The organism is Winogradskya consettensis, from assembly GCF_018332715.1.
Classification (GTDB): Bacteria; Actinomycetota; Actinomycetes; order Mycobacteriales; family Micromonosporaceae; genus Actinoplanes; species Actinoplanes consettensis.
The window spans coordinates 16,694-41,048 of the sequence record NZ_BOQP01000056.1 but is presented as its reverse complement, the minus strand read 5'-3'; the positions used below and the strand labels follow the sequence as shown (position 1 = coordinate 41,048).

The 24,355-nt window shown below is 68.2% G+C and carries 25 protein-coding genes and 2 riboswitches; of the genes, 16 read left to right on the top strand and 9 right to left on the bottom strand.

All coding sequences use genetic code 11. The annotated features are described in order from the left end of the window. Positions 1-261 precede the first annotated feature (261 nt). Both Aco04nite_RS43315 and Aco04nite_RS43310 read left to right on the top strand, forming a co-directional pair. A complete protein-coding gene (locus Aco04nite_RS43315) occupies positions 262-735 on the top strand; it encodes a cysteine dioxygenase (protein ID WP_213003004.1) in 474 nt (157 codons plus the stop codon). Continuing rightward, on the top strand, positions 729-1,136 hold the full coding sequence (locus tag Aco04nite_RS43310; protein ID WP_438874996.1) for a rhodanese-like domain-containing protein: 408 nt from the start codon (positions 729-731) through the stop codon (positions 1,134-1,136). Before Aco04nite_RS43315 ends, Aco04nite_RS43310 begins: the two co-directional genes overlap by 7 nt. 1 nt (position 1,137) lies before the next feature. Here the strand turns inward: Aco04nite_RS43310 and Aco04nite_RS43305 are convergent, their stop codons facing one another. Continuing rightward, positions 1,138-1,332, bottom strand: a complete 195-nt coding sequence (locus Aco04nite_RS43305; RefSeq protein WP_213003002.1) for a hypothetical protein — start codon at positions 1,330-1,332, stop codon at positions 1,138-1,140. 313 nt (positions 1,333-1,645) lie between these two features. Between Aco04nite_RS43305 and Aco04nite_RS43300 the strand changes: the two genes are divergently transcribed. Further along, positions 1,646-2,047: a PPOX class F420-dependent oxidoreductase gene (locus Aco04nite_RS43300; RefSeq protein ID WP_213003001.1), complete on the top strand. Its 402-nt coding sequence runs from the start codon at positions 1,646-1,648 to the stop codon at positions 2,045-2,047. A 125-nt stretch (positions 2,048-2,172) separates the two neighbouring features. On the opposite strand, the gene Aco04nite_RS43295 is transcribed toward Aco04nite_RS43300, so the two are convergent. Together Aco04nite_RS43295 and Aco04nite_RS43290 are read right to left on the bottom strand one after the other, a co-directional pair. After that, entirely contained in the window at positions 2,173-2,880 is a 708-nt protein-coding gene (locus Aco04nite_RS43295) for an anti-sigma factor family protein (RefSeq protein WP_244876718.1), read from the bottom strand. Then, the gene (locus Aco04nite_RS43290; protein ID WP_308161727.1) at positions 2,877-3,428 is read right to left on the bottom strand and encodes a sigma-70 family RNA polymerase sigma factor; all 552 of its coding nucleotides are present in this window, start codon (positions 3,426-3,428) and stop codon (positions 2,877-2,879) included. The genes Aco04nite_RS43295 and Aco04nite_RS43290 overlap by 4 nt, the downstream gene beginning before the upstream one ends. A gap of 202 nt (positions 3,429-3,630) precedes the next feature. On the opposite strand from Aco04nite_RS43290, the gene Aco04nite_RS43285 reads away from it, so the two are divergent. Further along, complete coding sequence (locus tag Aco04nite_RS43285) at positions 3,631-4,350, top strand: COG4315 family predicted lipoprotein (RefSeq protein ID WP_213003000.1); 720 nt, start codon at positions 3,631-3,633, stop codon at positions 4,348-4,350. A gap of 2 nt (positions 4,351-4,352) precedes the next feature. Here the strand turns inward: Aco04nite_RS43285 and Aco04nite_RS43280 are convergent, their stop codons facing one another. Continuing rightward, the gene (locus tag Aco04nite_RS43280; RefSeq protein ID WP_213002999.1) at positions 4,353-5,294 is read right to left on the bottom strand and encodes a DUF1996 domain-containing protein; all 942 of its coding nucleotides are present in this window, start codon (positions 5,292-5,294) and stop codon (positions 4,353-4,355) included. A 53-nt stretch (positions 5,295-5,347) separates the two neighbouring features. Next, a complete protein-coding gene (locus Aco04nite_RS43275; RefSeq protein ID WP_244876717.1) occupies positions 5,348-6,898 on the bottom strand; it encodes a GGDEF domain-containing protein in 1,551 nt (516 codons plus the stop codon). Between the two features lie 163 nt (positions 6,899-7,061). Here Aco04nite_RS43275 and Aco04nite_RS43270 point away from each other — a divergent pair, with 163 nt between their 5' ends. The 6 genes from Aco04nite_RS43270 to Aco04nite_RS43245 all read left to right on the top strand — a co-directional run bounded on the left by Aco04nite_RS43270 (position 7,062) and on the right by Aco04nite_RS43245 (position 12,458). Then, entirely contained in the window at positions 7,062-7,562 is a 501-nt protein-coding gene (locus Aco04nite_RS43270) for a hypothetical protein (protein ID WP_213002998.1), read from the top strand. Between the two features lie 71 nt (positions 7,563-7,633). After that, positions 7,634-8,104, top strand: coding sequence for a hypothetical protein (locus Aco04nite_RS43265; protein ID WP_213002997.1), 471 nt, complete (start codon positions 7,634-7,636; stop codon positions 8,102-8,104). Next, entirely contained in the window at positions 8,101-11,415 is a 3,315-nt protein-coding gene (locus Aco04nite_RS43260; RefSeq protein WP_213002996.1) for a LamG-like jellyroll fold domain-containing protein, read from the top strand. The genes Aco04nite_RS43265 and Aco04nite_RS43260 overlap by 4 nt, the downstream gene beginning before the upstream one ends. Positions 11,416-11,445: 30 nt before the next feature. After that, complete coding sequence (locus tag Aco04nite_RS43255; protein ID WP_244876716.1) at positions 11,446-11,793, top strand: hypothetical protein; 348 nt, start codon at positions 11,446-11,448, stop codon at positions 11,791-11,793. Between the two features lie 36 nt (positions 11,794-11,829). Beyond that, a complete protein-coding gene (locus Aco04nite_RS43250; protein WP_213002995.1) occupies positions 11,830-12,030 on the top strand; it encodes a hypothetical protein in 201 nt (66 codons plus the stop codon). Next, on the top strand, positions 12,030-12,458 hold the full coding sequence (locus Aco04nite_RS43245; RefSeq protein WP_213002994.1) for a DUF6941 family protein: 429 nt from the start codon (positions 12,030-12,032) through the stop codon (positions 12,456-12,458). Before Aco04nite_RS43250 ends, Aco04nite_RS43245 begins: the two co-directional genes overlap by 1 nt. A gap of 51 nt (positions 12,459-12,509) precedes the next feature. Here Aco04nite_RS43245 and Aco04nite_RS43240 read toward each other — a convergent pair whose 3' ends face one another. After that, positions 12,510-13,085 carry a hypothetical protein gene (locus Aco04nite_RS43240; RefSeq protein WP_213002993.1) on the bottom strand — a complete coding sequence of 192 codons (576 nt, stop codon included), beginning with the start codon at positions 13,083-13,085 and terminating at the stop codon, positions 12,510-12,512. 31 nt (positions 13,086-13,116) lie between these two features. Beyond that, complete coding sequence (locus Aco04nite_RS43235; RefSeq protein WP_213002992.1) at positions 13,117-13,458, bottom strand: hypothetical protein; 342 nt, start codon at positions 13,456-13,458, stop codon at positions 13,117-13,119. A gap of 113 nt (positions 13,459-13,571) precedes the next feature. Here Aco04nite_RS43235 and Aco04nite_RS43230 point away from each other — a divergent pair, with 113 nt between their 5' ends. Further along, on the top strand, positions 13,572-15,011 hold the full coding sequence (locus Aco04nite_RS43230) for a glycoside hydrolase family 76 protein (protein ID WP_213002991.1): 1,440 nt from the start codon (positions 13,572-13,574) through the stop codon (positions 15,009-15,011). Between the two features lie 74 nt (positions 15,012-15,085). Next, positions 15,086-17,758, top strand: coding sequence for an EAL domain-containing protein (locus Aco04nite_RS43225; RefSeq protein WP_213002990.1), 2,673 nt, complete (start codon positions 15,086-15,088; stop codon positions 17,756-17,758). Here Aco04nite_RS43225 and Aco04nite_RS43220 read toward each other — a convergent pair. Then, positions 17,724-18,341, bottom strand: coding sequence for a TetR/AcrR family transcriptional regulator (locus Aco04nite_RS43220; protein WP_244876715.1), 618 nt, complete (start codon positions 18,339-18,341; stop codon positions 17,724-17,726). The two genes, Aco04nite_RS43225 and Aco04nite_RS43220, sit on opposite strands and share 35 nt — an antisense overlap. Positions 18,342-18,513: 172 nt before the next feature. Here Aco04nite_RS43220 and Aco04nite_RS43215 point away from each other — a divergent pair, with 172 nt between their 5' ends. Beyond that, positions 18,514-19,416 carry an ABC transporter permease gene (locus tag Aco04nite_RS43215; protein WP_213002989.1) on the top strand — a complete coding sequence of 301 codons (903 nt, stop codon included), beginning with the start codon at positions 18,514-18,516 and terminating at the stop codon, positions 19,414-19,416. Beyond that, positions 19,409-20,173: an ABC transporter ATP-binding protein gene (locus tag Aco04nite_RS43210; RefSeq protein ID WP_203836949.1), complete on the top strand. Its 765-nt coding sequence runs from the start codon at positions 19,409-19,411 to the stop codon at positions 20,171-20,173. The genes Aco04nite_RS43215 and Aco04nite_RS43210 overlap by 8 nt, the downstream gene beginning before the upstream one ends. Before the next feature lie 55 nt (positions 20,174-20,228). Here the strand turns inward: Aco04nite_RS43210 and Aco04nite_RS43205 are convergent, their stop codons facing one another. Continuing rightward, positions 20,229-21,311: a coiled-coil domain-containing protein gene (locus Aco04nite_RS43205; RefSeq protein ID WP_213002988.1), complete on the bottom strand. Its 1,083-nt coding sequence runs from the start codon at positions 21,309-21,311 to the stop codon at positions 20,229-20,231. 3 nt (positions 21,312-21,314) lie between these two features. Further along, positions 21,315-21,453, bottom strand: a riboswitch (cyclic di-AMP (ydaO/yuaA leader). Between the two features lie 278 nt (positions 21,454-21,731). Next, a riboswitch (cyclic di-AMP (ydaO/yuaA leader) is annotated at positions 21,732-21,870 on the top strand. 5 nt (positions 21,871-21,875) lie between these two features. Between Aco04nite_RS43205 and Aco04nite_RS43200 the strand changes: the two genes are divergently transcribed. Together Aco04nite_RS43200 and Aco04nite_RS43195 are read left to right on the top strand one after the other, a co-directional pair. Then, positions 21,876-22,895, top strand: coding sequence for a coiled-coil domain-containing protein (locus tag Aco04nite_RS43200; protein WP_213002987.1), 1,020 nt, complete (start codon positions 21,876-21,878; stop codon positions 22,893-22,895). Between the two features lie 91 nt (positions 22,896-22,986). Continuing rightward, complete coding sequence (locus Aco04nite_RS43195; RefSeq protein ID WP_213002986.1) at positions 22,987-23,502, top strand: GNAT family N-acetyltransferase; 516 nt, start codon at positions 22,987-22,989, stop codon at positions 23,500-23,502. Positions 23,503-24,355 lie beyond the last annotated feature (853 nt).

Here is a 24,355-nt window from a genome sequence, read left to right as displayed (position 1 = left end):
TGGAACTTGTTTGTCCAAGGGCACCCTTAGGCGCCATGATGGGCCTCATGCAGCGGCAGGGAATACCTCTCACCGCCCGCCTGGTGATCGACCTGGCGCGGTGCGCCAGCGCGCGCTGTCCGCGCTGACCAGCACCCCTCTGTTCCACCCCGGCCTCGTCCGCCGGCATCCTCGGGTTCGTCACACGCGCGTCGCGTCATCCACGCCCACGTCTGACGTTAAACCTATAGAGTTGATAGGCAATGTATGAGAGGACATCCCATGACCGCCGTTGACATCCGCCTCGATCACCTCGCCGTCGCCCGGCAGCACGCTGCCGACCAGGCGTCCTGGCTCGTCAAGCCACAATTCGACGCGGCCGAACGCTGGTACCACCGGCTCGCCGAGGAGATCGATCACGAGGTGTGGTTGCTGACCTGGCTGCCCGGGCAGGGCACCGACCTGCACGACCACGGCGGCTCCGCCGGCGCGTTCCATGTCTTCTCCGGCTCCCTGATCGAGGAGACGGTCGCGGTCTCCCCCGGCCACGCTCCCCGCGTCACCGCCCGCGAGCTCGGAGAGGGCGCCGGCCGCCGCTTCGGCACCCGGCACATCCACCGCATCACCAACCGCTCCAACCAGCCCGCGATCAGCATCCACGCCTACGGCCCCGCCCTGACCACCATGACCCGTTACCGCATCGGCGCCGCCGGCCTCGACGTCGTCACGGTCGAGCGCGCCGGAGCCCAGTGGTGAGCGCCCCCACCTTGACCGCCCCGGCCGGCTCCCAGGGCATCAACGAACTCCTCGACGCCGCCCGCACCCGCCTCGCCCGCATCGGCCCCCAGGAAACCCACGACCGCATGACCCGCGGCGCCATCCTGGTCGACATCCGCCCCGCCGCCCAGCGAGCGGAGCACGGCGAGATCCCCGGCGCCCTCATCATCGAACGCAACGTCCTCGAATGGCGCCTCGACCCCCGCAGCGACGCCCGGCTCTCGTTCACCCACTACGACCTGGACGTCATCGTGACCTGCCAGGAGGGCTACACGAGCAGCCTCGCCGCAGCCGCCCTCCAGGACCTCGGCCTCCTGCGCGCCACCGACCTCGCCGGCGGTTTCGCCGCCTGGCAGGCCGCCGGCCTCCCCACGATCTGACCTACTTCCCCCGGGCCGCGGGCGACACCACCGGCGAATCGCTGGACGCTGTCGCCCGCCGCCTCACCCTCCTGACCCGCCACACCATGGCGGCCAGCGCGAGAATCCCCGGCAGGGCGTGCACGGCGAGCACCCCGATCAGGTGCGGCCCACCCCAGTCGTTGCGGTAGGTAGCCGGATCACTCAGATCAATCACGAACGGCTCAACCACCGCCCGCCCATCCGGCCGGCCCGAAGCCGCCACCCGTTCTGAGCTGCCAGAACCCCTTCCTTCTCTCGGCAGAGCCGCCGGACCGGCCGTTCGATCCACTCTGGTTTCCCGGCGCCGACCAGGACGGCACATCCCTCGAAGTGCCGTGGAGATGCGACCGCAATACAACAAGCGGTGAGATCTACGAGGTTCTTCAGCGCGTGGCTCGCGACACCGGGCGGCGGCCGAGCGAGTTGGTCAGAGAAGTTCTGCGAGCCGCATACGGGCCGAAACTGTAGAAGCGATCTAGGTTTGCGGGATGACGAGTATTCCTGTGGGCCTGCTTGAGTTGCTCGGCAAGGCGAGCCCGTGTTTCATCGCGACGGTTGATCCGGACGGGTCGCCGCAGTTGACCGAGACGTGGGTCGGAACCGATGGGGAGCACATCCTGATCAATACGGTGGCCGGGTTCCGGAAGGTCAGCAATGTTGAGCGGGATCCCCGGGTGTCGGTGATTGTTACCGATCCTGCCGATGCGTCCGATTATTTCTCGGTGAAAGGGCGGGTTGTGGAGGTCACCGAGAAGGGTGGGGTTGAGCTGATCGAGGAGTTGGCTCAGAAGTATCTCGGGGGGCCCTATCCGTGGTTCGGCGGGCGCGACCAGGTTCGGGTGGTTTTCAAGATCGCGGTCGACAAGGTCATCCACGCTCCCTGGAAGTGAGTTCGGTAGGACGGGACCGGGTCCAGCACGTCGGCAGGCGGGCGTTCACGCGTACCCGACAGGTGTCGAAGTCCTCACCCAGCTCGAGGCGGCCCCGGCTGGGGCCGCCCTCGCTTGCTGCTGGATCAGACGTTGACGCTGGTGTATTGCTTGCCGCTCTCGGTGATGACCCGGACCGAGGCGACCTGGTCCGGCGGCACGAGCGCGCTGCCGTCCAGTGTGGTGCCCTCCGCGGCGCCCGTCTCGGAGACGAGCCAGCTGCCGGCGAGCGTCACCTTCCCACTCTTGTCGAGGACCTCCAGCAGGCAGCGTTCGCCCTTGGGGATGCCCGCGACGGCGGCCTTGATCCGCACCCATCCCGGGGCGGGGGTGACCGCGACGGTGATCCGCGCGCCGGTCGTGGGGTCGACTGCCGTGGCGGTCTTCGTGCCCGGCGCGGTTGTCGGCTGCGACTGCGTCACAGGCGGCAACGCGGTCGTCCCGGGCTCGTTGGAGGTTGTGGCGCCCCCGATCGCGATGCCACCGGCGACGGCAGCCGCCACGAGCACCGCCGCGGCGACACCCACGAGCGTCGAGCGTCGCCGGCGCTGACCGCCGGCCTCCGTGCGGATCTGCCGCAGCGTGCGCTGCAGCAACAGGTCGGCGTCGTCGGGAGGGCCGTCGAGCAGCATCGCCTCGGGGACGGCTTCGAGGGCCATGGTCCACTCCTGCAGGGATTCCACCTCGGCGCGGCACTCGTCACAGCCGGCGATGTGCTCCTCGGCCGCTCGGTTCTGCTCGGCGTCCAGTGACTGGGTCAGGTAGCCGGCGAGGTCCACGTGCGTCTCGTTCATGATGCAGACCGTTCTGTTCCGGCGGGGCGCAGCGTCTTCACTTCACGCAGGGCCCGAAGAGCGTAGAAGGAACGTGATTTCACTGTTCCAGGCGGAATGCCCAGGACCTTGGCGGCCTCGGTGACCGTGCTGCCCTGCAGATAGAGCTGTTCCAGGACCTCACGATGCTCGGCGGAGAGCCGGCTGAGTGCGTCGACCACCACCATGGCGTTCACGACCTGTTCGGCGTGATCCTCGTCGGAGGCCACGTCGGCCGGGCTCTCCCGCACCTCGGTGGCTCGCGCGTTGCGGGCCCGAATCTGGTCGGTGACGATGTTGCGGACCACGGTCAGCAGCCAGCCACGCACCGAGCCCTTGCCGTTGACCAGGCTGTCCGGATGCCGCCAGGCGCGGACCAGAGCCTCCTGGACGACGTCCTCGGCAGCGGCCCGGTCCCTGGTCAACTGGGTGGCATAGGCGAGCATGGCCCGTCCGTGTTCCTGGAACAACGATCTGACCAGTGCCTCATCGGCCACCTCCCGGCGACGTTGGAGCTTGAACCCCGGCATGTTCTCCCCCCGGTACGGCGGTGGCGGTCTACCTGCCGAGGCTGGCCGGACGGAGCGTGCCCGGCCACCCTCGACCCCCGTTGCGTCGGTCTGACTCCCAGCACACGTACGGGGGTCGCAGAACGGTTCAGAGAAATTTCGGCTGAACCGATTCTCACCCCTGACCCGTGTGGAGGTGGTCATCTCAACCGCAGGGGGAACCATGAAGCGCACCGCCATCGCACCCGTCGCCCTCGCGGCGGCCGGCCTCTTCAGCCTGGCCGCCTGCGCCGCCCCCGGCACCAACCCGTCGACCCCGCTGGTGCCCGCCGCGCAGGCCGTCGCGGCCAGCGAGACGCCGGCGCCCCTCGCGTCGATCGACGTGCCTCCCGCGCCGGTGACCGAACCCCCGACCGGTGAGCTCGCCGCGGTGGAGACGCCCGAGGCGCCCACGCCGGTCCCCGAGCCGACGGTCGCCAAGACCCAGAAGTGGGTCAAGATCTACAACGGGCCGTCGGCCAAGGAGGTCACCCCGCCGAAGAGCATCACGTCGGGCAGCAAGACGGTCGAGCTCAACGCGACCGAGAACGACGACATCGGCACCTATGTCGCCGACGGCGCCGGCCGCACGCTCTACCGCTTCGACAACGACTCCAACAAGCCGCCAAAGGCGACCTGCAACGGCGACTGCGCGAAGACCTGGCCGCCGCTGCTGATCAAGTCGCCCGGCAAGATCTTCCCCAAGGGCATCGACCCCAAGATCCTCGGGTACGTCGAGCGCGCCGACGGCCACTGCCAGGTCACGATCAACGGCTGGCCGGTCTACTACTTCAGCAAGGACACCGAGCCCGGCGACATCAAGGGCCAGGGCGTCAAGGACACCTGGTTCGCGGTGTCCCCCACCGGCGGCAAGACGTCAGCACTCCCGCCCGCCGGCAACTGAGTTCAGGCAGCACACTCCTTGCCGCCGGCAACTGAGTTCAGGCAGTCCGCGATGTGCTGCATCAGGGCATCCGGCATCAGATTGACGAAGAAGGCGTGATCGGTGCGAGGGCTGTGCCGCTGATCGTCGAACGAGTCGATCCGGTACCGGGTGCCCCGCGGCATGTCGTAGGCCGCGACGATCTCGAGCCGGGGCACCGCGAAGGTTCCGAGCGGACAACCGCCACCGGGCTGAGGAAACACCAGGTGCCGGCGGTGACCGGTGCTGTCGATGCGCCGCCCGTCCCAGCAGCTCGGGAAGTCGAAGACCCGCAGCACGCGCCGGCCCGGGGCACAGATCGGATAGCTCAGCGTGCGCCGCGACCCGGCACCCTCACAGCTCCAGACCGGCGCGGCGAGGGCACCGCCGTTCGTCACGGCGTACGCATCCCCGACCGCACCCCGCAGGAACCGCGGCATCGGCAGCACCGGCCCCCGCGGGTTGGCGTAGTAGGTCAGCGTCACCGAGGCAGCGACCTGGATCGTGCCGCCATGATCACTCTCGCCGTCCCGGACCGTGCGCAGCACCGGCCAGTAGTAGCTGGACTCGTCCCCGTTCGTGCAGGTCGTAGCCGCTCCGGCCAGGCTGTCGACGGTTGACCCGACATCGACGGACCGGTTCCCGAGGTAGTCGTGCACGTGATGCGGCGACCCTGGTTTTCCCGGCGTGACTACGACGTTCGCCGTGCTGAGGTGACCGATCTCGTTACGGCCGCAGTCCCAGGTGAACGACGCCTCGACGGGCGCCGCAGCGACAGCGGCGCCGCTCGCCGCCGAGAATTCGACATAGTCCGGCCCGAGTCGCGGTGACGACACCCGGGCGGCACCGAAAACCGCCCCGGCGAGCAGCAGCTCGATAACCAGGGTCACCGTGACAGCCCGTCGCCGGCCCCACGCGTCCGCCATTCCATCACAATACGCAAAGACATCGATACGCTGTGTGCCGCGAAGGGCGCCACTCAGGCCGCGGTGGTGTTCCGTCCCGACCACTTGGCGGCGTAGAGCCGGCTGTCCGCCGCCTGGAAGAGCTGCTCGCCGGTCATGCCCGAACTCCAGGTCGCGACGCCCACGCTGACCGTCATGTGGAGATCCGTGAGGATGTCGGCCTCAGCGACCGCCATCCGGATCCGCTCGCCGACCTCCGAGCCCGCTTCGGCGTCCCCGCCCAGGAAGATCACGAACTCGTCGCCGGCATACCGGACCGCCTCGTCACCCTGGCGGCAGTGCGCCCGCAGGATCGCCGCGACCTCGCGCAGGGCCAGGTCACCCACGCTGTGCGAGTGGATGTCGTTGACCGCCTTGAAGTGGTCCAGGTCGATCAGCAACAGCGTGAGCGGCGCTTCCCGGGCCGGCGACACCGCCCCGATCAGCAGGTCGAAGCGGCGCCGGTTGCCGAGACCGGTCAGCGGGTCGCGGAGGATCTCGCGTTCCGCGCGGGCCCGGGCCGCCTCGGTCTCCTCCCGCTGGCGGGCCTGGCGCAGCATCGCCAGTCGCTGCAGGCGCAACCGCCACAACTCGCGCACCTGCCCCTCGACCGTCTCGAAGAGGTCGCGGCTGGCCTGGCCGCTGTCGAGGTCGAGAGCGGTCAGCGCCAGCTCGAACCGGATGATCGGGCGCTCGTCGGGGCGTGAGCCCTCCTCGGTGAGGTCGCGGGCCGCGATGAACTCGCGGCGCGCCTCCTGCGGGAAGCCGTGCGCGCGCAGGCTGATGCCGAGGGCGAGGTGGGCCATCCGGGCGTACTGATGACTACCGCCGGCGCGCAACTCCATGATCACCGAGCGGGCGAGCTTCTCCGCGACCGTGGTCTCACCCAGCTTCGCCAGGGCCAGCGCGTGCATCGCGGTGATCGTCGGGTCCGGATCGGTCTCCAGCCAGGCGCGGGTGATCTCGGCGCTGCGGCGCAGCCGGGAACGGGCCTCCTCGGAGCGGCCGACGTGGGCGAGCCGCAGCCCCCAGTAGAGCAGCGTCACCGCGTGCACCAGGTCGAACGAGGAGGTGCTGTGCCGCAGTTGCTCGTACGCTCCGGCAGCTGCCTCGTAGAGCTCGGCGGCGGTGGCTGCGGTCGCGAAGGAGCACAGCGCCGAGCGGTGCCGGTCGGTCTCGGCGGGCGCGGTACCCAGCAGCACCCCGGCCCGGGCCAGGTTGCGCATGCAGTCGACGTAGTGACCACCGAGCAGGTGGATCCGGGCCAGATCGCAGAGCGCCTTCGCCTCGCCGAGCACCGAACCGGCGGCGCGCTGGGAGTGCAGCAGGGCTATCGCCAACGGGTAGGCCTCGTTCACGCGTCCCAGGGCGAGGAGGGCGTACATCTTGCCCTGGATGAGAAACCGGACGCTCTTCTCATCGCGGACGATACGCGCAATCACGAGATAGGCATCGGCCGCGGTGATCGCCTCGTGCGCCTGCCCGGTATCGGACAAACGGTGCACGTGACGGGCCAGAAGATGCAGTGGTCCGTACGCGGTGACCGGCACCGGTAACCGGTCGTCGCGCGAGATCCAGTCCGCCATCAACCAAGTATCGGGCGTTATCCGCTCAAGTAAATCCCGTGACCGATACGCCTGACTTTTTGCACGACTTGCGATTTCCCAAAGGTGATCATGAGCGCGTCCGAAGGTGCAGGTGAACGACGGCGGGACGGCCGTTCATCTGGCAATCGGAATGGAGTGGTGCATGGCTACGAAGAGCTCTGTCCAGCAGCGTCGCAGGAGTCGTCGTCGTGCGGCACTCGTGCTGGTCCCCACGGTCGCCGGCGTGTTCGTCGCCGGCACCGCCTTCGCGTACTGGAGCACCTCAGGCTCCGGCACCGGAACCAGTTCCACCGGTACTAGTACCGCCGTCACAGTAACGCAGCTCACGCCGTATCCGGCCGCAATGGTGCCCGGAGGCGCGGATCAGGCCATCAATTTCACGGTGACCAACACGCTGACCACCAACCAGTACGTCGCCGGCGTCTTGATCGGGATCGGTCCGATCACCGTCGGCGGCTCCCCCGCCGTGGGGTGTACCGCGAGCGACTTCGTGATCACCCAGCCCAATGCCATCAACGCCGACCTCACCGGCGGCCCGCACGACTACAACCCGTCCGGCGCGAAGATCCACATGGTCAACGCGCTCACGAACCAGGACGGCTGCAAGAACGCGACGGTCAACCTGACCTTCACCGCGTCCTGATCCACCCGGCGGCGGTGCGCTCCCTGCGCACCGCCGCCGCTTCAGTTCGTCCAGCAAGGGGGTAACGCGCCGTGAAGCGGGCCGTGATCACGGGGTTCTTCCTTGCCCTGTTCGTGTCCGGCGCCGCCTACGGCCACTGGTCCAGCACGGGCACCGGCTCCGGGACTGCGACGAGCGGCACTGCCACTGCACTGACCCTCACTCCCGGTACGCCCACCGCGCTGCTCTACCCCGGCAGCTCGGCCGACGTCGCGGTGACGATCGCGAACCCCAACACCTTCGCCGTACGCGTGATGCGCATCTACCTCGATCCCGCGCAGGGCACCAACGGGTATTCCGTCGACGCCCCGCACAATGCCTGTGGCGTCGGCGCGATCACGTACACGACGCAGACGAACAGCGGCAACGGCTGGACCGTCGCGGCGAACGGCTCGCTCGCCCTCTCCCTGACCGGCGCGTTGTCGATGGCGGCGAGCGCGGCGAACACCTGCCAGGGTGCGACGTTCCGGGTCTATCTGGGGACGAGTGGCACCGGACCGTGAGACGCCGCTGGATCCTGCTGTTGTTGATCGCCGGTGCCCTGAGCATCGGCGGCGGGGTCGCATGGGCGTACTGGACGGCTCCGGCGACACCCGGCAGCACCGGCGGCAGTTCCGCGGCCTCGCTCCCGGCCGGCGCCACCCCGACCGTGCTCAAGAAGCAGGCCCAGGCGGTCACGGTCTCCTGGTCGGCGGTCACCCTCTCCAACGGCGTCGCGGTCAGCGGGTACGTCGTGAAGCGCTACGACACCGCAACCCTCACCGCACAGACCGTGCTGTCCGGCTGCACGGGCACCATCACCGCGCTGACCTGCACCGAGAACACCATGCCCACCGGCTCGTGGCGCTACTCGGTCTACCCGGTTCTCGGCGCCAACTGGGCCGGTGCGGAGAGCCCTCTGAGCACCTCGGTCGCCACCGGCCCGGCCACGCTGACGCTCGCGCAAACCCTGTTCAAGGGCCCCTTCCCGGCCACGACGACGGGTACGGTCGCCGGGTTCGGTGCCAATGAGGCGTACACCTATCGGCTGGATTCCTCGACCTCGATGACCGGCTTCCCGACCGTCGTGGACGTGACCGGCGGCGCCCCGATCAGCTCGCTGAGCATCCCGTCGGCCACCGACGGCCCGCACACGGTCAGCGTGATCGGCGCGAACGGCTCACTGGCCAGCACCACGATCACCATCGACACCGTGCCACCGGTGGTGTCGTCGCTGCAGTCACCGGTCGTCAACGGCAACGGCTGGAACACCTCGTCCCCGGTGACCGTGACGCTGTCCGCGATAGACGCGACCACCAGCGTCGCCGCGATCAGGTACACGACCGACGGCAGCGACCCGACGGTCTCGGGCACCGCGATCACCTACACCACCCCGTTCACGGTCGCGGCGTCCGCGACCGTGCGCTACTTCGCGACCGACATCGCGGGTAACGCGTCCACGGTCGGCTCCCGCGCGATCCAGATCGACCTGACCGCCCCGGCCAACACGCTCACGGTCACGTCGGCCACCGGCGCCGTCCTGACCGGCACGACTCTCTACTACCGGGGTGTGGCCCCCGGTTCGTTCACGATCGGGAACGCTGTCACAGACGCCGGCTCCGGCCCGGCGTCGAGCAGCACCGCCGCGCTCGCCGGCACGAGCACCGGTTTCAGCCACACCGCCTCGACGGTCAGCACGCCCAGCGGTGGCCCGTACGTATCCAACGCCTTCACCTGGACCGGCGGCACGACCAGCGCGCCCACCGAGACCGTGACCGGCGCGGACGTCGCGGGTAACACCACACCGGCCACGCTGAGCTTCGTCAACGACTCGACCGCACCCGCCGGCGGCTCGGCCGGGGGCCCCGCATATTCGACCTCGACCACGGTCAACGTCGCGCTCAGCCGGGGCACGGACAGCGGGGTCGGGCTCGACACCGCGGCGGCCACCCTGCAACGGGCGACCGCCACGCTCACCAACAACAGCTGCGGGACCTACAACACACCCGTCACGATCACGACCACCAACGCGACCACGTACGCCGACACCGTCACCGACCAGGCCTGCTACCGCTACACCTACGTGGTGTCCGACCTGCTGGGCAACACGGTCACCTACCCCGCCGGCACTCCGCCCGACGTCAAGGTCGACACCACCGCCCCCAGCACACCGACCTTCTCGTACGCCTCGGGCACCAACACGTACGCCGCCGGCTCCACGCTCTACTACCGCTCGTCGCAGACCTCCGGCTCGTTCACGGTCACCCCGTCCTCGACCGACGCGGCAACCGGGATCACCGGCTTCACCTACCCGACGTTCGGCGGCACCTGGAGCAGATCCGGCACCACCTACTCGTGGACCGGTGGCGCCGCCACGGTCCCCGCGAGCACCACGGTCACCGCCACCAACAACGCCGGCCTGACCGCTTCCGCGGCCATGACCCTGACCAGCGACATCACCGCCCCGGCAGGCGGCACGGTCACCTACGCCAACGGGTACGCGCCCAGCAACTCCCCCTCGATCGCCTTCACGACAGGAACGGAGACCGGCTCGGGCATCAACGCGTCCAGCGGCCTGCTCCAGCGCCGCTCGGCAGCCATGACGATCCCCGGCGGCACCTGCGGCACGTACGGCTCCTGGGCCACGATCTACACCGGTGCCACATCGCCGTTCCCCGACGGCCCGCTGGCCTCGAACTTCTGCTACCAGTACCAGTACACCGTCTCGGACAACGTCGGAAACACCAGCGCGCCGTACGTCGGCGCCAACACCATCAAGATGCCGGTCTACTTCACCTGCGCCGCGGCGATCGCCGCGATCAGCCCCGCCACCGACGGCTGGTGGAAACTCAACGACTCCACCACGACGGCGGTCGACAGCGGCACCAAGACCAACACGGGCACCTACAGCGGCACGTACACCCAGAACGTCATCGGCGGCGTCTGCAACAACGCCACAGCCTTCGACGGCACGTCCGGCTACGTCTACACGACCAACCAGGTCGCCTACCCCGGCCCGACCACCTACTCCGAAGAGATCTGGTTCAAGACCACCACAACCAACGGCGGCAAACTCATAGGGTACGGCGACCAGCGCACCAGCAAGTCGGGTAACTACGACCGCCACATCTTCATGACCAAGGACGGCAAACTCAACTTCGGCGTCACCAACGGCCTCCTCAACCTCGGCGTCACCACCATCACCTCCCCCAACACATACAACGACGGCGCCTGGCACCACGCGGCCGCCACCATGTCCGCCGCCGGCATGCGCTTCTACGTCGACGGCCTCCAGGTAGCCACCAACGGCTCCACCACCAGCCAATACCTCGCCGGCTACTGGCGCATCGGCGGCGACACCCTCTCCGGCTACTGGCCCCTCTTTGCCACCGGCAGCGACTTCTTCGCCGGCACCCTCAGCAACGCCGCCGTCTGGAACACCTACGCCCTCACTGCCACCGAAGTCTGGAACCACTTCACCGCCGGCGTCGCAGGCTCCACAGCCGGCACGGTAAACGCCTCAAGCATCGCGACCTCCATCCAATCCGCCCCCAACACCACCCGCCGAACCCAGCCCTCCACCTCTTCTCCTACTCCGTCCCCCTCCCTCTCACCCACGCCGTCCCTCATCCCCTCCCCCTCGTTCTCCGCACCCCTGACATCCCCCACCCCCTCCCCGTCATCAGGCCCAACCCCCACCGCGCCCACAACCCCACCCTCCCTGCCGCCCCTGACCCCGATGCCGTCCTCCCTTGCCCCCAGCGACCCCGCCTTCCGCTCCTCCTCCTGGAAGACCTCCAGCCGCCGGACAGCTCTCGACTCACCTGCCAACTAGTCCTTCGCAAGCTAGTCGTGTATAAAGTAGATGCAAGCCAATACCCGGCTTGCATCGATCGGCACCGACCGGGCGGACGCACAGACGGGAGGGACGTGGGAACACGTGGGGGGACTTTGGGTCGCGAGGATCCAGATCAGCGCCCGCACCAAGAAAAAGATCGAACAACGGCACGGCATCACCGGTGACGAGGTTCGCGACGCGGTGGTCTGCATCGCAGGCCTCACGTACAAACGTTCCTACTCAGAGGAGCGCGGCTGGCGCTGGCTGATCAAGACACAGATACGGGAAAGGGACGCACTCATCGTTCTATACGACGCTGATGACCCCCTCGGTGACATCTACCGACTCGGAAGCGCGTATTTCATCGACAGCTAAAGCCACTTCGGATGCAGGGGAGGCATGATGGGCAACATGGACGCAGACGACTTCTACGAGGAAGACGAAAACGTGGAGGACCTTCTCGCAGCCTTTGACCAGGCAGAGGAGGGCGGGAAGACCTGTCGGCCCGCTAACGGGCAAACCCACTGGCTTACGATTTTCGGCCTGGCATCCCGCACCACGCAGGAGACCGACCAGGACACTTCGAATACGCTGAACGTCTTCGCCGCCTGATGGCAACACCCCTTGAGATCCAGCTGATCCTCTGTGATGCAGCCCAGGCAGATCCTGCGAGCGGCAAGGTGCACATGCTCGGCGCCGGCTGGTCCCGCATCTTTTCGCCGATGACCCATGCGGTCGTTGTTCTCGCCAAGGTGCCGTGGGATCGCGCCGACCAGAGGTTCAGCTTGACCCTGACCTTGAGAGATCAAGATGGCGAACCCGTCCGGATCGCCACCCATGATGGCCCCCGCGGTGTGCACTCCAAAGGGGCGATCAGGGCCAACCGCCCCGGCAAGGTGCCGTCAGGCGACCCCATCGATGCGTCCTTCGCCCTGAACGTCTCGCCCCTGCCGCTGGCGCCCGGTCACTACGACTGGCACCTGGAGATTGCAGGCGAGACCAGGACGACCCGCTTCACGGTCTTGGCGCCATTGCAGTAGCCCCACGGAAGCCTTCGAGCCGGCAAGCAGAAGCTGATGACCGGCGCCCGCCTAGAGCGGATAGACGACGCCGGATTTGCCGCTGTAGGGGTGGCGGGTGCCGTCGGGTTCGTAGCCGGTGTTGGGGGCGTCGAGCCAGACGATGTAGGGGACGCCCTTTTTGAGGCCGGTGATGGTGGCGGTGGCGAGGCAGCCGGGTGGGGTGGGGACGTATTGCCAGGTGTAGGCGGGTTGGGCGCCTGAGATGAGGGGTTGTTTCACTGCCGTGATGCGGTAGTCGGAGTCGTACTGGCGGGGCCAGGTGACCGTGAGTTTTCCGGCGCCGGGGGTGACCCTCATGGGGATGAGGACCGGGTCGACCGTCCAGGAGACCGAGCAGGCGGGGTCGGCGGGCAGGAACGTGACCGGGGGCAGGACCGGGGAGCGGGAGCCTGTGGGACGGGTGGGTTGCGGGCTCGGGGTGGCGCTGCCGGGGGCGAAGGTGAACCAGGGGGCGCCGGGCGTGGGGGTGGCGCTGGTGCCGGATGCGCCGGGGGACGTTTTGGAGCCGAGGCCGAGCGCGCTGCAACCGCCGACCGCCAGGGGCACGGTCAGCAGGGGGAGCAGGAGCTTGGGAAACAGCCGCACGTTGTGAAAATCGGCGGTGATGGGCGATGCCTTAGGCGCGGTGGAGCTGGTGGCCGGCCATCTCCAGGCGGTCGTCCGCCACCAGCACAGGGGTACGCAGCCCCGATTCGTCGCGGAGCACGAGGCCGCCGTCGTACGGGCTGTAGGTGCCCTTGGCTGCCCGGCGGCGGCCCTCGACGCGGCCCTCGTACGACCAGTCCTCGGCCAGGCAGAGGCGGACCGAGCCGTCAGCGTTCTGCCAGAAGCCGACGAAGCCGACCGGCGGGCCGGCGGGCGGGCCGTCAGCGCGAAGCGGGACCGGGATGTCGGCGTTGCCCCCGAAGGTGAGGGTCAGCAGCGAGGCCGTGCCGAAGATGGTGGTGTCGACGCGCATGATGCTCCGGAGGGGGCGTACGGGAAGGGGACCCTTCCTTTCGGCGCCCTTGACCTGGTCTTGAGGGAATTTTGTCATTGACGTTTAACGATTTAAAGACTTTATTAACAGTTATGCGTCAGAAGAAGTGGATCGCCGCGCTCGCGCTCGCCGCGACCGCCGCGCTGCAGCTGCAGACGGTCGAGGCGGCCCTCGCGGCCACAGTCTGCAACCGTTACTGCGACGGCCGGGACCCCTCCCTCTCCCCCGGCGACCGCGCTCCGGTCAGCGTCGGTCTCTACGGGCGCACCTTCAGGGTGCATGTCAACGACACGGACGCCATGACGTGGGCGACCGTCGAGGGCGGGCAGGCCGGGGACGAGGTATGGCTCGACCGGTCCTTCGACGGCGGCCGCACCTGGGGCGGTGACAGCAAGCTCGGTGACACCACGGTTCCGGCCGGGTCGACCGGGTGGCGGACGGCGATGGTCAACGTCGACGACTGGGCCAACCGGGGCGTCGGGGTGCTGCGGGCGTGCGGCAAGGCCGGCGACCGGCCCGAGATCGTCTGCACCGCGTGGGCACGCAGCAACTGGAACGCGTGGGATCGCAGGACGTCGGCGGCAACCGCGCTGATGATGCGTTTCGACCGCACCACCGGTCTCTTCGACACCAACGGGTGGTGGACCGGGGCGAACGCGCTCACCGCGATCATCGACAACAGCCGGATCAGCGGGATGCACAGCTACGACTATGCGATCGCCACCACGTACGACAAGCAGGTCAACGCCGCGCAGGGGCAGTTCCGCAACGAGTTCCTCGACGACACCGGGTGGTGGGGGCTGGCGTGGGTCGCCGCGTACGACCGCACCGGCGACAGCCGTTACCTGAATACGGCGAGGGCGGACGCCGACCACATGTTCGCGTACTGGGACACCAGCAAGTGTGGGGGTGGCATTTACTGGAAAACCGATCGCACGGTCAAGAACGCGATCGCGAACAGCCTCTACATCCAGCTCAACGCCGCCCTCTCGCAGCGCATCGCCGGTGACACCGCCTATCGCGCGCGGGCACAGGCGGGCTGGGCGTGGTTCCAGAGCGTCGGGATGGTCAACAGCTCGAACCTGGTCAACGACGGCATCAACCTCAGCACGTGCAGGAACAACGGGGACGTGACGTGGACCTACAACCAGGGCGTACTCATCAACGCGCTGGTGCAGCTCAACAAGCTGACCGGGGACACGAACGCGCTGACCGTGGCGCGGCGGATCGGGGATGCGGCCACTTCGAGCTCGTACCTCAATCCCAATGGCATTCTGCGCGAGCCCAACGAGCCCGATCAGTGCAGTGGTGACGGCGTTTCCTTCAAGGGAGCGTTCGTACGCGGCCTCGGCGTCCTCAACGCGGCGGTGGGCCGGCCGTACGACGCCTACCTGAAACGTCAGGCGGATTCGGCGTACGCGAACGACCGGAACAGCTTCGACGCGTACGGCAGCCACTTCGCGGGCCCCTATGTGAGCACCAATCACAGTTGCCAGCACAGTGCGGTCGACCTGTTGAACGTTGCGCCTTAGTTCCAAAGCTCAGCCGGGCGGCCCCGGTACCGATCGTGCGGGCAACGGGCTTGTCCGGCACGAGAGGGAACTCCATGGACCGCACCACCGCGTGGGACCGGCGGCTGCTGGTGATCTCCGGATCGCTCGCAGCCGCCGCGACCGCCTGGTTCGCGCTGACCTTCGTGCTCGGCGCGGTCGGCCCGGCGCTGATCGGGTGGCTGCTCGCCCCCGCCTGCACCGCGGTGGCGACCGTCGCTGCCCGGCGGACAGCGGGCGACGTCCTCGTTCCCGCGGCCGCCCGGCGGTTCTGGCGGCAGATGTCGGTCGCGTTCGTCGTGCTGACCCTCTCCCTGATCAGCCAGGTCGCCGACTCGGTCAACCGCGATCTCAGCATGACCATGCGGGTCGGGATGGTCACCAGCCTGCTGCACGCCGCCGCCACCGTGCTGATCGTCTGGCCGATGTTCCGGCTCCCCTGGGGTGCACTCTCGCGCGGGCGTCTGATCGCCACCGTGCTCGACGTCGCCATCCTCGTCGCCGGTTCGGGCATCTTCTTCTGGCACTTCGCCGCGCAGTCCCTCTTCGAGAACGTGAACCGGGCGTCCCTCGGCTCCGGCCTGCTGCTGACCGTCTCCGGGGTGGTCGCGCTGACCGCGATCGCGAAGATGGCGGTCACCGCCGCCGCCACGCTGGACGGGCGCTCGCTGCGGATGCTGCGCGCGGCGTTCGTCGCCGGGCCGGCCGGTGTCGCGGTCGCCCCGCTGCTGGTCGGGAAGCCGTACCTCGACGCCAGCCTGCTGATCATGCCCGTCGGCTCGTTTCTGCTCCTGCTGGCCGCCCGCCGGCAGTCCGAAGCGGGTGCGAACCCTCGTGCCGCCACTCCGGGCAAGCGTCGGTGGAGCCCGCTCGCGTACGGGATGGCGGCAGCCACCAACGCCCTGCTGATCTTCATCCTCGTGCAGGGTGCCGCCGGGGTGCTGCCGGTGGCAGTGGCCGCCGTGGTGCTCACCGCGCTCGTGATCGCCCGCCAGGTCGCCTCGATGCGCGAGAACGAGCAGCTCGTCGACCGGCTCGACGCCAACATGCTGGAACTGCGCCAGAAGGAGCAGCGGTTCCGGCTGCTCGTGCAGAACTCCAGCGACGTCGTCACGATCACCGAGGTCAGCGGTCTGATCACCTACATCAGCCCGGCCGTGCGGCGGGTGCTCGGCAGCGCGCCCGAGGCCATGATCGGCACCAACATCGTGGAGCGGGTGCACCCCGATGACCGGGTCGACATCGGCCGGCACGTGCGCACGGTCGCTGCCGAGCCAGGAACGACCTCGACCTATCAGGTACGCCTGGAGCACGCCGACGGCTCGTACCGCACCCTGGAGATCACGAGCGCGAACCTGCTGGACGAGCCGGGCGTACGCGGCATCGTCAGCAACTCACGCGATGTCACCGAGACCGTCGAGGCGCACGAACGGCTCAGCTACGAGGCCTCGCACGACATCCTGACCGGGCTCGCCAACCGGGCGCTCTTCGGTGACCGGGTCGAGGCCGCCGTCGGCCGGCTCCGCCCGCAGCACCGGCTCAGCATCGTCCTGGTCGACCTGGACGACTTCAAGACCGTGAACGACACCCTGGGTCACGCGGTCGGCGACGACCTGCTCATCACGGTCTCCGAGCGGATGCGATCGGCGGTGCGCCCGACCGACACCGTGGCGCGCCTCGGTGGCGACGAGTTCGCGATCCTCTTCGAGGGGCTCGGCGGCCCGGACGTCGACCAGGTCCTCGAACGCATCGCCGACACGCTGGCCATGCCGTTCGAGATCGACGGGCACCTGCTCTCGGTGCGCGCGAGCTTCGGCGTGGTCGACTGCCGCTCCGGCGACGACCCTGGCAACCTGCTGCGCAAGGCCGACATCGCCATGTACGAGGCCAAGGAGCGCGGCGAGGGCGGCTACCAGCGGTACCGGCCCGGTTCGGAGGCCCGTGGCGCCGAACGGCACCGCATCACCGCGGCGCTGACGGCGGCGCTGGAGCGTCAGGAGTTCCTGCTGCACTATCAGCCCGTGGTGACGCTGCCCGAGGGCCGCCTCACCGGCGTGGAGGCGCTCGTGCGCTGGGTCCACCCGAAGCGTGGCCTGCTAAGCCCCGCGGAGTTCATCCCCGGCGCGGAACTGACCGGCATGATCGTGCCGCTGGGTGAATGGGTTGTGCACGAGGCTTGCCGGCAGGCGGCTGCGTGGATCACGGAGCTCGGCGACCGGGCACCCGGCACGATGTCGGTGAACGTGTCCGCGCGGCAACTGCAGAACCGCGGCTTCGCCGAGCAGGTCGCGCGGGCGCTGCGGGAGAGCGGCCTCGACGCGGGCCGGTTGACGATCGAGATCACGGAGTCGACCGCGCTGGGCGGCGGGGCCACGCACGACGTGTTGCGGGCGTTGCGGGCGATGGGCGTACGGCTGGCGCTGGATGATTTCGGCACCGGGGCGTCCACGCTCAGCCTGCTGGCGAACTGCCCGGTCGACCAGATCAAGCTGGACCGCTCGTTCACACCCGGTCCCGGGTCGGCCGCGATCGCGGGCGCGGTGCTGCAGCTGGCCCGTGCGATGGGCCTGGAGGCGGTCGCCGAGGGCGTGGAGACACCCGAGCAGGCGGAGCGGCTGGGCGATCTGGGCTACGAACGCGCCCAGGGCTTCCACTTCGCCCGCCCGATGACCGCCGAGCTCGTCGTCGTCGCCATCACGGAGCCGGCGGACCTGCCGGTGCCGCTTTGAGGGCCGCGGTGACGGCGTTGGCCATCTTTTCGAGGTAGTCCTCGTCGATCGGGGTACGCGTGACCGCCAGGTGCCAGTAGAGCGGACCGATCATCAGGTCGACGGCGATCCCGGGGTCGGTGCCCTCGGGCAGCTCACCGCGCGCGACGGCCTGCCCGACGATCGTCTCGCCGACGGCCGTCTGGTGGGTGCGCAGCGCCCGGTGCAGCGTCTCGGCGATCTTCGGGTTCCGGGCGGCCTCGGCCATCAGGTCCGGGATGATCTGTGAGGCGATGCGGTGCTGCAGGGCCTTGCTCACGATGAACATCGTCAGCTGAAGATCCGTCGCAAAGCTACCGGTGTCGGGCATCGGCACGCTACGCTCCGCCACGCCGGAGACGATCTCGAGGACCATCTCCAGTTTGTTGCTCCACCGGCGATAGACGGCGGTCTTGCCGACGCCGGCCCGGCGCGCCACCGCCTCGATGGAGAGCCTGCCGTAGCCGACCTCGGCCAGCTCGTTCATCACAGCGTTCCGGATTGCCGCGGTGATGTCACCGCGGAGCACCGCCGCTCCGGCCGGTGCGCGTTTTGTGGCTGCCACGCAAGTAACTATACGCGACGACGCAACGGTTGCGTTTCGACGTCAGTTCGGATAAATTCGAGCCGACGTCGATACGCTGGCGTTCCATCGCGGCACACTGTTTAGTGTGTTGCCGCGAAAGTCATCCAGGTCCCTGCCCCCGGACGGACCGACCAGATCGGAGCGCCACCCCATGTCACAGACGGCGGTCGCCGATTCCGACACCGGCCTCCCCCTGAGAGAGCTGGCACGTCGGCACGGCCTCGGTGTAGCAGGCAGATTACCCACGCTGCCCGAATACACAGGCAAGCTCTGGGCGTACAGACACTTCATCGCCTACTACGCCAATGCCAAGGTGACCTCCTCGCTGGGCAAGACCCGGCTGGGCTCCCTCTGGCAGGTGCTGACGCCGCTGATCAACGCGGCGGTCTACTACGTGATCTTCGGCAAGATCCTGGACACGTCGCGCGGCATCCCCAACTTCGTCGCGTACCTGTGCACGGGTGTCTTCATCTTCGGCTTCACCCAGTCGGTCGTGCAGTCCGGCATCCAGGCGATCAGCGGCAACCTCGGGCTGATCCGGGCGCTGCACTTCCCCCGCGCCGCCTTGCCGCTCGCGCTGACCATGGTCGAGGTCCGCAACATGTTCGCCTCGATCATCGTGCTGATGGCGATCGTGCTGGGCTTCGGCGAGCCGCTCACCCTCGAGTGGCTGCTCGTCGTGCCGATCTTCCTGCTCCAGTCGATCTTCAACGCGGGGCTCGCCATGGCCGCCGCCCGGCTGGGCTCCAAGGTCGCCGACTTCAAGCAGCTGGTGCCGTTCATCATGCGGTTCTGGCTGTACGGCTCCGCGGTGCTCTACCCGGTGACGAAGTTCCAGTCGGCGCTCCAGGACCACCCGATCGCGCTGAAGATCGTCGAAGCCAACCCGCTGCTGGTCTTCATCGACCTCATGCGGCACGCACTGCTGGAAGAGGTCCCGCTGGCTTCCACGCCGTGGGTGCTCTGGGCAGAGGCGATCGGCTGGACCCTGTTCGTCGGAATCGGCGGTTACATCTACTTCTGGCGCGGAGAGAAGGGCTACGGCCGTGGCTGACGAACGCGAACCCACCGTCATCGTGGACGACGCGCACATCACCTACCGGGTGCAGCAGTCCGGCTCCGCCTCCAGCCCGCTGGCCGGGTTCAAACGGATCGTCACGGGCGCGAAGCCCACCATCCTGCGCGAGGTGCATGCGATCAAGGGGGTCAGCTTTGTCGCGTACAAGGGCGAAGCGATCGGTCTGATCGGTACGAACGGCTCCGGCAAGTCGACCCTGCTGCGGGCGATCGCGGGGCTCCTGCCGGTGGAGAAGGGCGCGATCTTCGCCTCCGGGCAGCCCTCGCTGCTCGGCGTGAACGCGGCCCTGATGAACGACCTCCCGGGCGAGCGCAACGTGGTGCTCGGCTGCCTCGCCATGGGCATGTCCCCGGCCGAGGTGAAGCCCATGGTCAAGGAGATCATCGACTTCTCCGGCATCAACGAGCGCGGCGACTTCAGCTCGCTGCCGATGCGGACCTACTCCTCCGGCATGGCGGCCCGGCTGCGCTTCGCGATCTCCGCGGCGAAGAAGCACGACGTGCTGCTGATCGACGAGGCGCTGGCCACCGGTGACGCGAAGTTCCGCAAGCGCAGCGAGCAGCGGGTCCGTGACCTGCGCGCCGAGGCGGGCACGGTCTTCCTGGTCAGCCATAGCGAGCAGTCGATCCGGGACACCTGCGAGCGTTCTGTCTGGCTCGAGTCGGGCCTGATCCGCGCGGACGGCCCGACCGACGAAGTGATGAAGGAGTACGAAGCCTTCGTCAAGAAGTGACACATAACGCGAAAAAGGGCGGCCGTTTCTCACGGCCGCCCTTTTGTGTCGCTGGTTACCGCATAGATAGATGTACGTGGTTCGTGTGGTCGCTCGACGGATCGCCGTTACCGCCGCTGTACGCCTTCCAGCCGCTGCTCGGCAGCCAGATGCGCCTGAACCAGATCACGTAGAGCACGCCCAGCCGGCTCGAGTTGTTGATGAAGTAGTTGGCCAGGTTGGTGCCATAGGTCTTGCTGCTACCCGTGGCGACACCGCCGAAGCCGTTCTTGTCGGCCGCGAAGTCACAGGCCCGGCCCTTGGGGTGCTCGCCGCTGTTCTGGGTGCGGAAGCAGGCCACGAAGTGGGTGAAGCCGTCCTTCTGCGCTTCCTTCATGGCGTTCAGGGTGCGCGGCGTGATGCAGCCGCTGGTGGTCGGGTCGTTGACGCTGCACGACTCCGACGGCAGCGAGCCGTCCGAGTTGCGGGGCGCCGCACCGGAGACCGCGCTGCTGCTACTGCTGCCGCCACCGGTTTCGTCGTCGCTGCTGCTCGACGAGCCGGCGGCGGCGCTGGCGGCGTTCGCGGCCTTGAGGGCGTTCTCGGCCTGCGTCTTGCGCTTGGCCATCACGCCGACCTGGGCTTCCTGCTTGCGGATCTCCGCGTCGATGGCCAGCTTCGCCTGCTCCTGCTGGGTCTTCGAGTCCTTGAGATCGCGCACGGCCCGGTCCTGCTTGACCCCGATCGTCGACAGCGTCTGCGCGCGGTCGATCATGCTGCCGCTGGAGTCGGCGGTGAGGATGGCGGCCATCGGGCCTAGCCGCCCGGACTGATACGACTGCCGGACGATCTCGTCCAGCGCCGCCTGCTTCGGGGCGAGCTGGGTCTCCAGCTCCTTCAGCTTCGTCGCGAGCTGCTGCTGACGTTTCTTGGAGCTCTCGAGCGTCTCTTTGGCCTCCACGAAGCCCTTCGACGCGGCCTCGAGCTGCTCGACCAGGGTCTTGGAACCGCCCTCGCCGTCATCACCGGAGTCACCCGGGGCAGCCAGGGGCGATGGCGCGGCGGATGCCGCGGTCGGGCCGGTCAGTGCCAGGCCCGTGGTGGCGACGAGCAGCGCCAGAACGATCGCTAATCGCCGTCGAACAGGGTCGAGCCGCACGAGTCTTCCTTCCGTCGACCGCCGACCGGGTTAGCTGACGGGTTCGGGATGGAAGGATCCCTACCGCTGAATACTCAGCGGATTCACCCCATTACGGATTGGGTCCCCGGTTCGCCTCTCGGCGATTGAGCGGCGGCTCCGTGATGGAACCGTGACGAACACTACCCATCAATTTCCACTATTGACAGCCGTCGCACTCTGAGCATTCGATCCACCACATTCAGTGAAAACACTACGGAGAGAATGCAACGACTCACATTGGTACGCCGTTACGGGCCACCGCTCGCGTCACGCCAACGAGTGGTGACGTAAAGTCGTTGCACGGTAACAGCTTTGCGGTCCTCGCGAGGACTGAGGACTCGTCTGAGTTCAGGTAAACTTTCCGCCGGTCAGGCCAAGAGGTGTCGCCCCAAAGGCACCGGCGGACCACCGCTCAATCGCCACCAGGCGAGCCGGGGAACCACTCAGTAATGGGGTGAATCCGCTGAGTAATCAGCGGTAGGGATCGCTTCCGTCCCGAACCCGTCAGCTAACTCGGTAGGCGGCAACGTGGAAGGAAACTGGATGACGGCAAGACCCCGCCGGTGGCTCGTCCTCGCCCTGGCCTCGATCTTCGCGGTGGCCACGGTCGCCGTACCCGGCGCACCCGCGAGCGCCGCCCCGGGCGGCAGTGACAGCTCCACCGCCGACGACGGCGACGACAATCCCCAGCTGAACGATCTGCTCGACAGCACCGGCCGGCGCTACCTCGACGCGAAGGCCGCAGTCGCGAAGTCGACCAAGACCCAGCTCGACCTCTCGCTGAAAGTGAAGTCCGCGGAGGCCAAGCGCGACGCACTCCTGCCCGAGGTGGGCGCGGTGGCTGCCCAGCAGTACCGCACCGGTGGCGTCAGCACGATGGGCTTCCTGCTCAACTCGGACTCCGCCAACGCGTTCCTCGACAAGGCGGTCTCGCTCTCCGAGATCAACGCGCTGCACGATCACAAGTTGCGCGAGCTCGACGCGGCCATCGAGGAGGTGGCGACCAACAAGGCCCGCCTCGACCAGGAGGTCGCCGCGCAGAAGCAGAACCTCGCCTCGATGCAGAAGCAGAAGGAATCGGCCGAGAAGGCCCTCAACCTCGTCGGCGGCGACACCGTCACCGGCGGCTTCGTCACTGCCAAGAGCAAGATCGCCTCTGCCACCCCGCGCAACTCGGACGGTTCTCTGCCCGCCGAATCGTGCAGTGTGAACGACCCGACAACGGACGGCTGCATCACTCCTCGCACGTACCACATGTACAAGGAAGTGAAGAAAGCCGGATTCAACCGCTTTGTCGGTTGTCACCGCAACGGCGGCCCGTTCGAGCATCCCAAGGGCCGCGCCTGCGACTGGTCCCTGCAGAAGAGCGGCTTCGCCCCCTGGCACAACCAGGACACCCGCGAGTACGGCAACGAAGTGATGGCCTTCCTCGTCCGTAACGCCGACAAGCTCGGCATCCTCTACGTCATCTGGAACCGCATGATCTGGTTCCCGGCGACCGGCTGGAAGAACTACCACGGACCCAGCAACCACACGGACCACGTACACGTTTCCATGTTGTAGCCGAGCCCTCCGCGCCCCACAGGCCCCCACTCTTCCCGCCGGAGGAGTGGGGGCTTCTTCGCATATCGGGGCGCCCGCAGGAAGGACCAACATGCTGATCCGGGAACCAACGCTCGCCGACGTCGACCGCATCGCCGACGTCCACACCCGAGCCCGAGCCTCCTACTACCAGACCGGCGGCCTCCTCGCCGACAGCACCGCCGACCCCGCCGGCGCCGACCACCGCCGCGAAGCCTGGACCCAAGCAGTCGAATCCCCCGACCACACGATCTACTGCGCCGTGATCGACGACAAAGTGGTCGGCGCCGTCGCCATGGGCCCGGCCCTCACCCCCACCCCCGACGGCACCCCAGCCGGCCAACTCTTCCAGATCCACGTCGACCCACCCCACTGGAGCAAAGGAATCGGCACCCGCCTCCACGCCACCTTCCTCACCTACCTACGCCGCACCAACACCCCCACCGGCCTCCTCGAAGTCTGGCAACAAAACACCCGCGCCCTCCTCTTCTACGCCCACCACGGCTGGTCCCCCACCGGCACCCACCGCCCCGGCCCCCACCAGACCACCTACCAATCCATGCACCTGAAACTCCCCACCCCCGCCTGACCCCCACCGCCCTCATCACCCAGCCTCTCCCCAGGCCACCGGGGGCAAGACCCGCGCGGGATACGGCCAACCGCCGGAACCGCGCACGGTGTTGGGCAGGCCGGCTGGGCGGCGGCACAACCTGCGGTTACGGCAGGGGCAGATAGGCCGCGCTTTAGCCGCTTTAGCCGCTCTGGCCGCTCTGGCCGCTCTGGCCGCCGTGGCCGCCCTGGGCTCTTTGGCCGCTTTGGCCGCCCTAGTCCCTTTTGCCGCTCTGGGCGCGTTGCAGGACAAAGCGGCACTGGCAGTGCGCTTCGTGCATCTGGTTCCCGGTCTGCCGTAGGACTGGTCGTCGGGCCAGTTCGCTCGTCGCAAGTCGTGCACCTGAACGCGGTGTTCGCCATCGCCGCCACATCGGCACAGGAGGTGGCGGACACGGACCATTCGGGTCCCGTCGGCGGTCTTCCGGATGCCTCAGAAGCGCGTCGAGCGGGGCGGCGTCTCGCCGGTGCCGGCCTGTCCCGGCGTGACCCACGCCGGGTGACGACGTCAGGGCCTGTTGGCCGGCTGGGGCCCGCCAACCCGAACCTGTGGGGAGTCGCTCGTGCCTGGCACCTGTCAGTAGCGAGGAACCGCAAACGCCACGGGCAACACGGCGAATGTTGGCGTTTACGGGCGCTCGTCCGCCACGGTGAAGGGCAAGGTCGGGCCGCACGGCAAACCAAGCGGGGTCCCGCCAACGGGCGAAAGGCCCAGCGCGGGTTGGAGCAGTTGATCCGGTTCGCGCCGACGGTGAGCCGCATGTGGTGGTCCGTGACAAAAGTAAGCGTCGGCCGGGGCTCCCGAATCGACGATCCCTGAACCACGAACTCCA